We start from the raw sequence: 13,812 nt of genomic DNA, 5'->3' as shown, positions 1-13,812 counted from the left end.
CCGATGCGTCCCCTCGATCCCCGGCTGCTGCGCTACGCGGCCGCCGCCCGCACCTTCATCGGAATGGGCGTCGTGCTGGGGATCGTGCGAACGGCGAGCACTCTCGCGTTCTGCGTGCTGCTCTCGCAGGCCATCGTGGGCGCCATCGGGGGACGATCGCTCGGGGAGCTCGCGCCGGGCATCCTCGCGCTCGCCGGGGTGGGAATCGTGCGGGCCGGGGCGATCTGGGCGATGGATGTCGCATCGGCCCGCGGCGCCGCAACGGTGAAGAGCCAGTTGCGTCGTCGCCTCGTGGCGGGGATCACCAGGCTCGGACCAGGCTGGCTCGGCACGCGCAACCGGGTGGATGTCGTGACCACCGCCGGACCGGCCCTCGACGCACTCGACGGCTATTTTTCGCTATTCCTGCCCCAGATCGTGCTCACCGCGATTGCGACCCCGCTCGTGATCGTCACGATCTTCCTGCAGGACGTGCTGAGCGGCATCCTCGTGGTCGTCGCCCTCCCGCTCATTCCCGTCTTCATGATCCTGATCGGACTGGCCACCCAGGCGGTGCAGCGCCGACAGTGGTCGGTGCTCGCTCAGCTGTCGAGCAGGTTCCTCGATGTGGTCGGCGGGCTCGCCACTCTCAAGATCTTCGGACGCCAACACCGCCAGACCGCGCGGATCGCCACCCTGACCGAGGACTATCGCGTTGAGACGATGAAGGTGCTTCGGCTGTCGTTCCTCAGCGGCTTCGCACTCGAGCTGATCGGCAGCCTCTCCGTCGCGCTGGTGGCGGTGTCCGTGGGGCTGCGGCTCGTCGACGGCAGCCTGGCCCTGTCGGTCGGTCTCTTCGTGCTGTTGCTCGCGCCGGAGGCCTTTCTCCCCCTGCGCCAGGTGGGTGCCAACTATCACGCGGCAGCGGACGGGGTGGCGGCCGCAGAGGACGTCTTCGACATCCTCGATGCCGCAATGGCGGTGACCGCCGAAGCCCCCGCCACCCGCGGCGGGACCGGTTCGCTGGTGGAGCGCGAGCTGCGTTTCTCGGAAGTGAGCGTGCGCTACGAGGGCCGGGCTGCCGTCGATCGGTTCTCCGCGGTGATCCGCCCCGGACGGCTGACCGTGCTTGCCGGGCCGAGCGGCTCTGGCAAGTCCTCACTGCTTGCGGCGCTCCTCGGCTTCGTGCCGTCCGACGGCACGATAGAGATCGGTGATGCGGTTCTCGTTGCCGACCGCCGGTCGCTCACAGCCTGGGCAGGCCAGGGCGCGCCTCTCCTCGAGGGGACGATCAGCAGCAACGTCTCTCTCGGTGATGCGGCGCCGGATCTGGCGCTCGTGCGCCGCGCCCTGGACCTCGCCGCGCTCGCCGAGGTCGATCCCGGCATAGCGGTGACCGTCACCGGCAGCGGACTCTCCGGCGGGCAGGGCGAACGCGTCGTCGCCGCCCGGGCGATGTATCGCGCACTCGCCCGTCACTGCCCCGTGGTGGCCTTCGACGAACCCAGCGCGGCTCTCGATCGGCGGGCCGAGGCCGAGCTGCTTCGGGGCCTGCGGCAGCTCGCCGACGCGGGCTACACCGTTCTCGTGGTGAGTCACCGCCCCGCAGTGATCGCCGCGGCGGATGACCTGATCGAACTGGGGGTCGTGCATGTCTGACCTCCGCACGCGCGCCGACTCTCCGACGGCAGCCGTTCTCCGTCTCGCGCAGCCCCCGGTCCGCCGGTTCGCCCCCGGGGTCTTCTTCGGCCTGGTCTCGGCCCTCAGCTCTGTCGGGCTGCTCGCGACCTCGGCATGGCTGATCACCAGGGCGGCCGAACAGCCTCCCATCCTCTTCCTCGGCGCTGCGATCGTCGGCGTTCGGGCCTTCGCGCTGTTGCGAGCCGCCTCCCGCTATGTGGAGCGCCTCAGCAGCCACGATGCGGCCTTCCGGCAACTCTCCGCCCTGAGAATCGGCATCTACCGGCGGCTGGTCCCGCTCGCCCCGGATGGGCTTCGGGGGGATGCGGGAGGCCCCGGTCGTGGTGATCTGCTCACCCGCCTGGTGAGCGATGTCGACGAGTTGCAGAATCTTCCCCTGCGAGTCGTGCAACCGCTGGTGGTGACCGTACTCACCGCGGTGCTGAGCGTGATCGGCGTGAGCATCGTGCTTCCTTCCGCCGGCGTCACCCTCGCGGTCGCGCTCGTGCTCGCCTTCGTCGCCGCGGCAGTCGTCCAGTCGGCGATCGCTGGCCGGGCGGAACGCTCGATCGCGCCGCTGCGCGGCGTGCTCTCCGACCGGCTGCTCGACTACGTCTCGAACCTCGACGTTCTGGTGGCCTACGACGCGGTTCCGGAGCGGATGACCCGGGTCGAGGCCGCCGACACGGGAGTGCGCGTCGCGACCCTCGCCCGGGCGGGGGGCGCGGGTGCGACATCCGCGATTCTCTCCGCGCTGGCGACGCTGGCCTCGGTCGCGGCGCTGCTCGTGGGCATCCCGGCCCTGGGGCATGGACTGCAGGGCCCCGCTCTCACCGTGATCGCCCTGGTGCCGCTCGCCATCTTCGAGGTCGTCGCCAGCGCACCGCTCGCTGTCGGCGCCTTCCGGCAGGTGCGCTCGAGTGCCGCGAGAGTGGCGGATGCGACGCCCGCGGAGTTGCCCGCGGAGTTGCCCGAGCCGGGCTCCGGCGTCGATCGGCGACCGACGTCGTCGATGGTGGAGATGCTCGGGCTCGGCGCCCGCTGGCCGGGCGAGACCGCGCCCGCGTTCGACGGTCTCGACCTCAGGGTGAATCGCGGCGACCGGATCGTGATCGAGGGCGCATCGGGCTCCGGCAAGACCACGCTCGCGCATGTGCTCGTTCGATTCCTCGACTACAGCGGCAGCTACCGCATCGGAGGGGTCGAAGCACGGGAGCTCTCCGCCGATGCCGTGCGAGGCATCGTGGGACTCTGCGAACAGTCGCCCTATCTCTTCGATGAGGACATCCGTCAGAACCTGCTCTTCGCTCATGACACGGTGACCGACGACGAACTCCTCGCGGTGCTCGCCCGGGTGGGCCTTGCCGAGTGGACTCGTGAGCGCGGTGGCCTGTCGGCCCGGGTCGGCGACGACGGCGCGCTCGTGTCGGGAGGCCAGGCCCAGCGCCTCGCCCTCGCTCGTGCGCTGCTCGCAGACTTTCCGGTGATCGTGTTCGACGAGCCGACAGCCAACGTGGATCCAGTACGCGCGTCAGAGTTGATGCGCGACATCCTCTCCGTAGCCTCGGACCCGCACGGGGAGGATTCACGCACGGTCATCGTGATCTCCCACACACCGGTGCCCGATGAACTCGTCACCCAGCGTGTGCGGCTCGGCGCACCGGCACTGCCATGAGCGGCACGCGCGCCCCCGCTTTCGGGCGCAGGTGGCATTCACGGGTGCGTAGTCGGCGATAAACAAGACGAAAGGCAAGAGGAATCATGATGGATACTGATGGCTCGACAGGGCGGTCTGGCGATGACGCCATTCAACTGCTGACCGATGCCGAGTGCTGGCACCTGCTGGAAGGCGCATCCTTCGGCAGGCTCGCGGTGAGTGTGGGCAACCAGCCCGAGATCTTCCCCCTCAACTTCCTGGCCGATGGCCATACCGTGCTGTTCCGCACTGCGGAGGGCACGAAGCTCCTCGAACTCACGATCAATTCGCTCGTCGCGTTCGAGAGCGATCACTACAGCGATACGGATGCCTGGAGTGTCGTCATCAAGGGACGCGCCCGCGCGATCGAGAGCCAGTCGGAGGTCTTCGCGGCCGATCAACTGCCGCTGGCGCCGTGGATCCCCACGCTCAAATACGTCTATGTGCGCATCGAACCCACCGAGGTCACCGGGCGTCGGTTCGCGCGCGGTCCGGAGCCGGAGCGCTACTGACACCTCCGGTGGCGGGCCGGTCGTGGGCAGGGCTGGTGGGGCGGCGGGGCGGGTGTCGGGCGGGTGTCGGGCGCTTTTCGGGCGCGAACGTCAGCCGTCACAAACTGCTCCCTCGCGGGGCGGAGACGGCGGTTTGTGACGGTTGGGCGGACGAGGTGACCCGCGAGCTCCTGTCGCGGGAAGCCCATCCGTCACATAGTGCTCCCTCGCGGGGTGGAGACAGCGGTTGGTGACGGTTGGGCGGACGAGGTGACCCGCGAGCTCCTGTCGCGGGATAGCATTTCGCCCTGGCGCCGGACGCTCCTCCGCCCATCCGTCACGAACTGTTCCCTCGCGGGGCGGAGACAGCGGTTTGTGACGGTTGGGCTGACGAGGTGACGGGCGAGCTTCTGGCGCGGGAAAGCCCTTCGCCCTGGCGCCGGACGCTCCTCCGCCCACTCGTCACAAAGTGTTCCCTCGCGGGGCGGAGACGGCGGTTTGTGACGGTTGGGCGGACGAGGTGACGGGCGAGCTCCTAGCGCGGGATAGCATTTCGCCCTGGCGCCGGACGCTCCTCCGCCCACTCGTCACATAGTGTTCCCTCGCGGGGCGGACACGGCTGTTTGTGACGGTTGGGCTGACCAGGTGACGCGCGAGCTTCTGGCGCGGGAGAACACTTCGCCCTGGCGCCGGACCCTCCTCCGCCCATCCGTCACGAAGTGCTCCCTCGCGGGGTGGAGACGACGGTTGGTGACGGTTGGTGGGACGAGGTGACAGGCGAGCTCCTGGCGCGGGAAGCCCATCCGTCACGAAGTGTTCCCTCGCGGGGCGGACACGGCTGTTTGTGACGGATTGGTGACGGTGGCCTCAGGCACCGAAGGCCCCGGCCGGCCGACGGGGAACCCGGGAATCCTCGCGGGCAGCCACGGCACCCGCACGGGGAACCCTGGAGCCCCGCCGACCCCAAAAAGGAGCCCCACCGGGAGCCCCGCCAGCGAGCCTCCCCCGTCGCGAGAGCGATCCCCTACCGAGCCGGCCCGCGATCGAAGCCCGACCACGGCGCTCTCTTCACCAGTTCGAGACTGGCGAGGTAGACGGCCGCGAGGGAGAAGAGCAGCGCGATCATTCCGAGAGGCGGTGCGGTGAAGCCGATCGCGGCCGCCACCGGGAGGAATGGGATGACAAGGGTGAGCAGGGCGATCGCGAGCACAGCTGCGCCGAAGAGCGCATCCGGGCGGCTGCGGAAGAAGGTGCGCCGGGTTCGCAGGGTTACGAGCACGATCATCTGGGTGAGCGCGGACTCGATGAACCAACCGCTCTGGAACAGGGATTCCGAGGCGTGGAAGACCGTGATCAGCAGCGCGAATGTGGCCAGGTCGAACACGGTACTGAGCGCGCCGAACACGATCATGAAGCGGCGGACGGACCGCAGGTTCCAGCTCCCCGGCCGCTCGAGGCGCTCCGGATCCACCCGGTCGCGCGAGAGCAGCATGCTCGGAAGGTCGGCGAGGAAGTTGAGGAGCAGGATCTGCCCGGGCAGCATCGGCAGGAAGGGCAGCAGGGCGGATGCGATCACCATACTGAGCACGTTGCCGAAGTTCGAGCTCGAGGCGAAGCGCACGTATTTGAGGGTGTTCGCGAAGGTGCGACGTCCGAGTCGCACTCCGTCGGCGACAACCGCGAGGCTCTTCTCGGTGAGTACGATCGCGGCCGCCTCGCGGGCGACATCGGTGGCCCCGTCGACGGAGATCCCGACATCGGCCGCATGGAGCGCCGAGCTGTCGTTGATGCCGTCACCGAGGAATCCGACGGTTCGCCGGCCGGCCTTCAGCGCCGTGACGATCTCCTCCTTGTGCCGGGGTTCGACCTCCGCGAAGACGTCGCACTCGGTGACCGCCCGTCGAAGGCGAGCGGGGCTCATCCGGTCGATGTCCGCCCCGGTTACCACCAGCTGGGAGCGCAGTCCGATGCGGGACGCCACCGACTGGGAGACGAAACGGTTGTCACCGCTCACCATGACCACCCGAACCCCGAGCCCCGAGAGGTCCGCTATCTCGAGGTTCACGTCATCCTTCACGTCGTCGCGGAAGGTGAGGATGCCCGCGAAATCGAGCGAAGCCTCCGAGGCAACACTGATCTGCTCGCCCGTCTCGAGCGAGCGAGTCGCGAGGCCGATGGCACGGAACCCGTCGACCCCCAGGGCGCGATAGCTCGCGCGCACGAGCTCGAAGGCTGCGGGAGAGCTGTTACCCCGAACGCTGGTGCAGGCCGCCAGGACGGCCTCCAGCGAGCCCTTCGTCACCAGGGTGCGTGTTCCTTCGAATTCCACTCCGATCGAGAGCCGTTTGCGCTCGAAGTCGTAGGGCACCTCGCCGAGCGACTCCGCCGCGGCGGGCCGGTGCACCCGCAGGATCGCGTCATCGAGGGGATTGCGGTACCCCTTCTGCAGCGTGGCGTTGAGTGCCCCGAGTTCGAGGATCCGGGCATCCGCCGTGCCGTCCGGGGCGAGGGCCTGCGAGAACTCGACGGTTCCTTTGGTGAGAGTGCCCGTCTTGTCGGTGCAGAGAACGGTGAGCGAACCGAGGTCCTCGATCACGTCGAGACGCTTGACGATGACGTGGTGTTTGGAGAGGGCGCGGGCTCCGGCCGAGAGGCTGACCGAGACGATGGCGGGCAGCATCTGAGGCGTCACTCCCACGGCGAGGGCGAGGGAGAACAGGAGCGCATCCAGGATCGGGCGGCCGAGCACCAGGTTGATCACGAAGACGGCGATCGTCAGCGCGATGGTCACCTGAAGAAGAAGGATCCCGAACCGGCTGAGGCCGTGCTCGAATGCCGTGGGAGCCGGGTGTTTCATCAGCCGAGCGGCGACAGCCCCGAATTCGGTGTCGCGACCGGTGTAGACCACGAGGGCGATGCCGGTGCCGCTCACCACATGGGTGCCGCGGAACACGCAGTTGGTTCGTGCGGCAAGCGGTGTGTCCGAGGCGAGCGATGCCTCGGCTGACTTGTCCACCGGAAGGGACTCGCCCGTGAGCGCCGATTCATCCACGACGAGGCTCTGTGCGGAGACGAGGCGACAGTCCCCGGGCAGGATGTCGCCGGCGGAGAGGTGCAGTTCATCCCCGGCCCGCACGTCCGCGAGCACCAGGGTGAGCATCTCACCGCGCCGGTCAACGTCCACCGTCGATGAGACGCTGGCAAGGAGCAACTGCACATCCCGCGAGGCACGAAATTCCTGCGCGAAGCCGAGCCCGGCGCTCGCGAGCACGATGACGCCGATGATGATGCCGTCGGTGGCATCCCCCACCGCGCTGGCGACAGCTGCCGCCATCACGAGGATGAGCGTGACCGGCGAGAGGAACTGCCTCAGCGCGAGCGCCGGCCAGGACAGGCTTCGTGGCGGAAGAGTCTCGACGTGGGGACTGGCCGCGATGGCCCGAACACGCTCGATTGACGCGCTCCACAGCTCGGCGGGTATCGGCGCCCCGGCAGGACCGGTCACCGCACTCCGGGTGCGCTCAGTGGACGACAAGGACGGCGCAGTGCGCCTTCTCCGCGCAGGCCGAGCTCACTGAGCCGAGCAGCAGGCCGACCACTCCCCCGTGGCCGCGGCTGCCGACCACCAGCATCTCAGCACCTTCGCTGGCGTCGATGAGGCGCTGAGCCGGGTTGCCTTCCGCGGAGCTCGTAGCCACCCACTCGGGCAGGGTGGCTCCGAACTGGCTGCGGCAGGCATCCCCCAGGATCTCGGTGGCGTCCTCCTCGGGCGACCAGCCGGTCACTCCGATGTCGTTGTATTCGGTGAAGAACTTCCAGGTGGTGACCACCTGCAGTCCCGTGTTCAGCGTGTCGGCGAGACTCGCGGCCTTCGCGAGGGCACGCAGGGATGCCTCGGAGCCATCGACCCCCACGACGATGCGTCCCGTGCGCGCGGGGCGAACGGCGGACTCGGTGTGTGCCGCCTCCGGCTTGTGGTTTACCCGGCTGTCTGACTCGTAGCGCGCCCCATCCGGGTCGGCAACGAAATGTGAAGGCTGGGTGGCGGCGGTGCCGTTCATCGGTTGCATGACACCATTTCACGCCAGCGGTCGGCGCGGGCCTAGGGACCTAAGGCCCGATTCTGTGAGGAGCGCGGCTCACCGAGAGGGCACGACGCCCCCCGAGCGGGCTTTCGTCGAGGGGAAGCACCTCCGGCGCACCGAATACTCCCGTGAACGACGCGGCGGTCAAGGCTCCCGCTGCCAGGATCGCGGCGAGCACGACGATCTGGAACTGAGCGGCCTGGATCGGCGACGCCCCCGCGAACACGGCGCCGACGAACGCGCCGGGCAGGGTGACGATGCCGGTGGTGCGCGTCTGGTCGGTCGACGGGATGAGCGCGGTCGAGGCCGCCGACCGCACCGCCCGGAGCCCCGACTGCCGCGGCGTCGCTCCGAGGGAAAGCCAGGCTTCCATCTCGTCACGCTGGGAGAGGTAGAGCGCGCCGAGCGAGCGGCCCATCAGCGTGCAGACCGTCATCGTGTTCCCGATCACGATTCCCCCGAGCGCGAGCAGGTATCGCGGGCTGAAGGCGACGGCTCCGGTCGCGAAGACCACCACAAGGGGCACCGCTGATGCCGCGATCACGGTGCCGACGATGGGCAGCAGGAACCGCGCATCCACCCCCAGTCGGCGGTACACCACCCAGGTCGCCGCGATCACCATCACGGAGAGGAATGCCGCGACCAACCAACGACTGCTGATCACCCCACCGAGGATGACACTGAGGATGCCGAGTTGCACGACCGCGCGGAGCACGGCCCAGGGCTGAAGCCACGGATGCTCGAGCCTCAGGGCGAGCACCACAGTGAGTGTGATGGCGGCGAGCACGGCAACTGCCACGATCGTGACGAAGGGGGTCACCGCGGCTCCGATCCGGTCGCTCCAGGGGTGAGCGGGCTCGTCGATTACATCACAGCCACTCCCCCGGCCGTCTACTCGGATGCCGTGCAGCGCGCGCGTGGGATCTCCCGTGACCTCCGCCGCGCTGCCCCGCCGCCGGGGACTCGCCGACGCGGTGTGCATCTGGGTGCTGCCGTACTACCGGGTCGCGCGCCCCCGGGCGGATGCTCGGGCCGACCGCGCGGGGTAGGCGAGCCTGTCCTTTGTGGAAATCCGGCGCGAAAACGGGTTCCATTAGCGTATGACCTCCGATACCGCACCCGACCAACAGATCGACGAACCGCACATGGGCGGTGTCGCGCAGAGGCTCAACTGGCTTCGCGCCGGAGTGCTCGGCGCCAACGACGGCATCGTGTCGGTCGCGGCCATCGGCGTCGGTGTCGCCGGAGCCACTACCGCGATCGCGCCGATCCTCACCGCCGGTGTCGCCGCCCTCGTCGGCGGGGCCATCTCGATGGCCCTCGGCGAATACGTCTCGGTGAGTGGGCAGCGCGACAGCGAGCATGCTCTCATCGAGAAGGAGCGTCGCGAACTCCTGGAGACCCCAGACGAGGAGCTCGCCGAGCTCGCCGGCCTGTACCGGGCCAAGGGGCTCAGCCAGGAGACCGCGCTCACGGTCGCCACGGAGCTGACCGCCCACGATGCGCTCGCCGCACACCTCTCGATAGAGCTGAACATCGACCAGGACGACGTGGTCAGTCCCTGGCACGCCACCTTCGCCTCGGCGGCGGCGTTCCTCATCGGGGGCATCATCCCCCTGCTGGCGATCCTGCTTCCGCCCGAGCAGTTGCGGGTGCCGATCACTTTCGCCGTCGTATTGGTCGCCCTGGCCGCGACCGGACTGGTCAGCGCCCACCTCGGCGGTGCCGGTCGGGTACGTGCAGCTGCTCGTGTGGTGATCGGTGGCGCTCTCGCCCTCGTCGCGACTTTCACGATCGGTGCACTGCTCGGTACCACCGGCGTTGTCTAACCCCGCGCTACCCGGTCTCACCGGCACGGGCCCGACCCGGATTCTCGTCGTGGAGGATGACGAGGCGATGGGCGCTCTCATCGTGAAAGGGCTCACCGGCGAGGGCTATGACATCACCCTCGTCACCAACGGCATGGAGGCGCTCATCGCCGCCGCCGGTTCGGAATTCGCTGCGGCAGCCATCGACGTGATGATGCCGGAGATGACCGGATTCGAGGTGTGCCGGCACCTCCGCCAGCACGGCAGCACGCTGCCGGTATTGCTCATCACCGCCCGGGATGCCGTCGAGGACCGGGTGTTCGGGCTCGACTCCGGTGCGGACGACTACCTCACCAAGCCCTTCGCCTTCGCCGAGTTCAGTGCGCGCATCCGGGCTCTCGTGCGGCGCGACGCGGCGACCCCCAAGCCCGTGTTACGACTGGGTGCGCTCTCCCTCGACACCGCGAGCGTTCGGGCCACCGTCGAGAACAAACCCCTGCCCCTCAGCACCAAGGAGTTCTCGCTGCTGCGTTACCTCGTCTCTCGGCAGGGCGAGGTGGTCCCCCGCAACGACATCCTGCAGGAGGTCTGGGGCACCACCCGTCACATCGACCCCACGATCGTCGACCAGTATGTGCGGTACCTTCGCCGAAAACTCGATCCGGTGAATGCCGAGATCACCATTACGACGGTGCGTGGTTCCGGATATTCGCTCACGGCCCAAGCATCCTGATCATGTTCCAGCGACTCACCATCCGCGCCAGGATCACCATCGGAAGCGTGGTGGTCGCTGCCGTGATCTTCACCATCGCGATGGTGGCTGCCCAGTCGCAGGTGGTCTCCATCCTCTCCGCCTCCGACGCCTCGCTCGCCCGCGTCGATCTCGACTCCTACGCCCAGGAGATCGTGGCGAACCCCACCGGGCTGGTGGATGACTCCGGCAAGGGCCTGCTCGTGTTCATCCGTGACCCGAGCGGAGTGGTGAAGCTCGATACGCTCCCCCACGATATCCACCGGGCAGTGGAGCACAGGGCGGGCAGCGACGAGACCTTCACCTCGGGTGAGGATGGTACGTCCTTCGTCGTCGTCGGCAGGATCGTCTCGACGAAGACCGGGGACTGGTCGCTCTGGGCGGCGCGAAGTACTGCCGCGAGTCTCCTGGCCATGCAGAGTCTCGATGTCGCCTTCGTTATCGGAGGGATCGTGCTGCTCGCAGCATTCGGCTTCGCCTCGTGGTTGCTCGCGTCCGCGGCGCTCGGCCCGGTGAGACGCATGCGGCAGAGGGCGGAGTCCCTGGGCATGGATTCGGCCGCAGTGCTCCCCGTGGGTGAGGCGAACGATGAACTCTCCGAGCTCGCCACGACCCTCAATGCCTTCCTCGGCAGGGTGCGCGCCTCGAGTGCGCGCGAGAAACAGGTCGTCTCGGATGCCGCCCACGAGTTGCGCACACCGCTTTCGGCGCTCAAGACCCAGCTCGAACTCGCCCATGACGACTTCGACGACGCCCCCGCTCTTGCCGCCCAGGTCGTTGCGGCAGAGAAGTCGGTGGCCCGGCTCTCCTCCCTCGCGAGCAACCTGCTCGAGCTCTCTCGGCTCGACGCACAACCACTGCCGGTGCATACGAGTTCCGCCGACCAGCTCGTCTCCGAACTGATGGGCAGCATCGATCGTGCACGCATGATCGGGCTCGCGGACGATGCGGAGGTCGGTTTCACGGTGGCCGGTCTCGACGCTGGGGCGCGCTACGCCATCAGCGCGGAGAATTTCGCGAGAGTCATCGACAACCTGCTGGCCAACAGTCTCGCGGCGATTGGGCCGGGAGGCTCGGTGGATGCCGACCTCACCGGCGAGGCCGGCACTCTCGTGCTCCGCATCACCGACTCCGGCCCGGGAATGACCGAGGATTTTCTGCCGCACGCGTTCGACAGGTTCTCGCGGGCGGATGACTCCCGCTCGGCGAACACCGGGGGAAGCGGCCTCGGGCTCGCCCTTGTTCACGCCATCGTGATGGCGGCATACGGCTCGATCCAGCTTCAGAACACCGGCAGCGGGCTCACGGCAACGGTCTCTTTGCCCAAGATGTGAGAACTCACGCGGGAGTCCTCTCCCGTTCACGGCAAGCGCATAGCAAACCACCAGAAGCTGTAGTCATGTCAGCAAACACCACCACCCGACGCCCCGTTCCCTCGGGCTCGTCGCGTGTGGCGGTGCCCGATCGGCGCAAGCAATACCGGCGCCGCGCGCGCATCGCCGACGTGCTCGTCACCGCCCTCTGGGCATCCGGTGCCGCGGCCGCCGCCCTCTTCCTCGCCACCGGCGGGGCCGCCAAATTCGGCACCGTAGCGGATGCCATCACGAGCCTCGGAATCGTCACGGGCCTCATCGGCACCGACTTCGTGCTCGTGATGATCGTGCTCGCCGCCCGCATCCCCGTCATCGACCGCACCGTCGGTCACGACCGGGCGATCGCCGTGCACCGTTCGCTCGGAAAGCCCGCTCTCTACCTGCTGCTCGCTCACGGCGTGCTCCTGATGGTGGGCTACGGGATGAACTCCGGCTTCAACCCGATCGCCGAGATCGGGCCGATGCTCGCCATCCCGGATATGCCGCTCGCCTTCATCGGCCTCGGCTTGCTCATCGCCGTCGTCATCACCTCGCTGGTGGCCGTGCGTCGCAAATTCAGCTACGAGGGCTGGCACATCGTGCACCTGCTCAGCTACGTCGCGGTGCTCGTCGCGGTGCCGCACCAGTTGAGCGTCGGCGCCATCCTCGCGGCAGGCAGCGTCGAGCGGGTCTACTGGATTGCGCTCTACGTGCTCGCCTTCGGATCGATCGCCACCTATCGCTTCGCCGAGCCGGTGATCTCGACCTTCCGTCATCGCCTTCAGGTCTCCCGGGTGGAGAGGGTGGCGCCGGGAGTGGTGTCGATCCACTTCTCCGGTCGCAACCTCCGATCGCTCGAGTCGGCCGGTGGCCAGTTCTTCGTCTGGCGCTTCTGGACCGGACGCACCTGGTGGCATTCGCATCCGATCTCCCTCTCGTCCGTTCCGACCGACACGAGCGCTCGCATCACCGTGCGTGACCTCGGCACCGGCAGCAGCGCCATCAGTTCGGTGCGACCCGGAACCCGGGTCTCGTTCGAGGGCCCCTACGGCATGTTCACGGATGCCGGACGCACCGCCCCCAAGCTGGCCATCGTCGTCGCGGGCATCGGCATCACCCCGGTGCGGGCATTCCTCGAAGACTCGAAGGTACGGCCGGGTGAGACCACGATCCTGCTGCGGGCGTCCACTCAGGACGAGACCTATCTCTGGAACGAGATCTCCGAGCTCGCCGCCAAGAAGGGCGCCCGCCTCTACACGATGGTGGGCAAGCGAGCACGGTCCGGACCGGGATGGATGCCCCAGGCCGATGCCTCCCGGGGAGTCACGCTGAAGAGCGTGTTTCCCGACCTGGCCAACTCCGACCTCTATATCTGCGGCCCGACCGCGTGGCTCGACCTGGTCGAGAACGATGCGCGACGTGCCGGAATTCCCGAGCATCAGCTCCACACAGAAAGGTTCGACTGGTGAGAACACGCGCAACACTCAGCGGCATCTTCGCCTCCGTAGCCATCCTCGTCGTCGGCTGGCAGGCCGGCACCGCCGCGGTGACCGCCGCGACGGGAGGCCCCACCGCCAGCACGAGCACAGGTTCGAGCTCGGGAACGAGCACGGGCACGGCGCCGGCACCGGCGGCCTCGGCCGCTCCGACCACGACCGCCCCGGCCGCCGCCGCGCCAGCCACCACCGCGAAGAGCGGCACGTTCACGGGATCCGATGTCAGCACGCCTTTCGGCAACGTGCAGGTGAAGGTGGTGGTGGCGAACGGCAAGATCACCAACGTCACGCCGCTGCACCTCACCGACAACGGCGGGCGCTCGGTGCAGATCAGCAACTACGCGGCTCCGATTCTGCGGTCCGAAGTGCTCAGCTCCCAGTCCTCGCAGGTCTCCTCGGTCGGTGGCGCAACCTATACCAGCGACGCCTACCTCACCTCGCTGCAGTCCGCTCTCGACCAGGCCGGGATCTGAG

The 13,812-nt window shown here is 68.3% G+C and carries 11 protein-coding genes; 8 read left to right on the top strand and 3 right to left on the bottom strand.

Annotated features, from left to right (window positions below; all coding sequences use genetic code 11):
- Nucleotides 1-3: 3 nt before the first annotated feature.
- From cydD to ABIB54_RS11095, 3 genes are all read left to right on the top strand, one after another.
- Nucleotides 4-1,638 carry a thiol reductant ABC exporter subunit CydD gene (gene cydD / locus ABIB54_RS11105; RefSeq protein WP_354575568.1) on the top strand — a complete coding sequence of 545 codons (1,635 nt, stop codon included), beginning with the start codon at nucleotides 4-6 and terminating at the stop codon, nucleotides 1,636-1,638.
- Nucleotides 1,631-3,334, top strand: a complete 1,704-nt coding sequence (gene cydC / locus ABIB54_RS11100) for a thiol reductant ABC exporter subunit CydC (protein WP_354575567.1) — start codon at nucleotides 1,631-1,633, stop codon at nucleotides 3,332-3,334. The genes cydD and cydC overlap by 8 nt, the downstream gene beginning before the upstream one ends.
- An 86-nt stretch (nucleotides 3,335-3,420) precedes the next feature.
- Nucleotides 3,421-3,867, top strand: coding sequence for a pyridoxamine 5'-phosphate oxidase family protein (locus ABIB54_RS11095; protein WP_354575566.1), 447 nt, complete (start codon nucleotides 3,421-3,423; stop codon nucleotides 3,865-3,867).
- Nucleotides 3,868-4,870: 1,003 nt separating this feature from the next.
- Here the strand turns inward: ABIB54_RS11095 and mgtA are convergent.
- Genes mgtA through ABIB54_RS11080 form a run of 3 tightly spaced genes read right to left on the bottom strand, consistent with a single transcriptional unit; the run spans nucleotide 4,871 to nucleotide 8,751 of the window.
- Nucleotides 4,871-7,351: a magnesium-translocating P-type ATPase gene (gene mgtA, locus ABIB54_RS11090; RefSeq protein WP_354575565.1), complete on the bottom strand. Its 2,481-nt coding sequence runs from the start codon at nucleotides 7,349-7,351 to the stop codon at nucleotides 4,871-4,873.
- A 16-nt stretch (nucleotides 7,352-7,367) separates the two neighbouring features.
- Entirely contained in the window at nucleotides 7,368-7,916 is a 549-nt protein-coding gene (locus tag ABIB54_RS11085; RefSeq protein ID WP_354575564.1) for a universal stress protein, read from the bottom strand.
- Nucleotides 7,917-7,956: 40 nt separating this feature from the next.
- Nucleotides 7,957-8,751, bottom strand: coding sequence for an ABC transporter permease (locus ABIB54_RS11080; RefSeq protein WP_354575563.1), 795 nt, complete (start codon nucleotides 8,749-8,751; stop codon nucleotides 7,957-7,959).
- Between the two features lie 280 nt (nucleotides 8,752-9,031).
- On the opposite strand from ABIB54_RS11080, the gene ABIB54_RS11075 reads away from it, so the two are divergent.
- The 5 genes from ABIB54_RS11075 (at nucleotide 9,032) to ABIB54_RS11055 (ending at nucleotide 13,811) form a co-directional block, all read left to right on the top strand.
- Nucleotides 9,032-9,760 (top strand): VIT1/CCC1 transporter family protein, encoded by a 729-nt coding sequence (locus tag ABIB54_RS11075; protein ID WP_354575562.1) that lies wholly within the window; start codon nucleotides 9,032-9,034, stop codon nucleotides 9,758-9,760.
- Nucleotides 9,753-10,472, top strand: a complete 720-nt coding sequence (locus tag ABIB54_RS11070) for a response regulator transcription factor (protein WP_354575561.1) — start codon at nucleotides 9,753-9,755, stop codon at nucleotides 10,470-10,472. Before ABIB54_RS11075 ends, ABIB54_RS11070 begins: the two co-directional genes overlap by 8 nt.
- Nucleotides 10,473-10,474: 2 nt before the next feature.
- Entirely contained in the window at nucleotides 10,475-11,824 is a 1,350-nt protein-coding gene (locus ABIB54_RS11065; RefSeq protein WP_354575560.1) for a sensor histidine kinase, read from the top strand.
- 65 nt (nucleotides 11,825-11,889) lie between these two features.
- On the top strand, nucleotides 11,890-13,311 hold the full coding sequence (locus tag ABIB54_RS11060; RefSeq protein WP_354575559.1) for a ferredoxin reductase family protein: 1,422 nt from the start codon (nucleotides 11,890-11,892) through the stop codon (nucleotides 13,309-13,311).
- Entirely contained in the window at nucleotides 13,308-13,811 is a 504-nt protein-coding gene (locus ABIB54_RS11055) for an FMN-binding protein (protein WP_354575558.1), read from the top strand. The genes ABIB54_RS11060 and ABIB54_RS11055 overlap by 4 nt, the downstream gene beginning before the upstream one ends.
- Nucleotide 13,812 lies beyond the last annotated feature (1 nt).

This window comes from Frigoribacterium sp. UYMn621 (assembly GCF_040549525.1).
GTDB lineage: Bacteria > Actinomycetota > Actinomycetes > Actinomycetales > Microbacteriaceae > Lacisediminihabitans.
This window is presented reverse-complemented; position numbering and strand designations above follow the sequence as displayed.

Coding starts and splice junctions, on each gene's coding strand:
- cydD (WP_354575568.1), top strand. CDS start 4: ATGCGTCCCCTCGATCCCCGGCTGCTGCGCTACGCGGCCGCCGCCCGC.
- cydC (WP_354575567.1), top strand. CDS start 1,631: ATGTCTGACCTCCGCACGCGCGCCGACTCTCCGACGGCAGCCGTTCTC.
- ABIB54_RS11095 (WP_354575566.1), top strand. CDS start 3,421: ATGATGGATACTGATGGCTCGACAGGGCGGTCTGGCGATGACGCCATT.
- ABIB54_RS11085 (WP_354575564.1), bottom strand. CDS start 7,916: ATGCAACCGATGAACGGCACCGCCGCCACCCAGCCTTCACATTTCGTT.
- ABIB54_RS11075 (WP_354575562.1), top strand. CDS start 9,032: ATGACCTCCGATACCGCACCCGACCAACAGATCGACGAACCGCACATG.
- ABIB54_RS11065 (WP_354575560.1), top strand. CDS start 10,475: ATGTTCCAGCGACTCACCATCCGCGCCAGGATCACCATCGGAAGCGTG.
- ABIB54_RS11060 (WP_354575559.1), top strand. CDS start 11,890: ATGTCAGCAAACACCACCACCCGACGCCCCGTTCCCTCGGGCTCGTCG.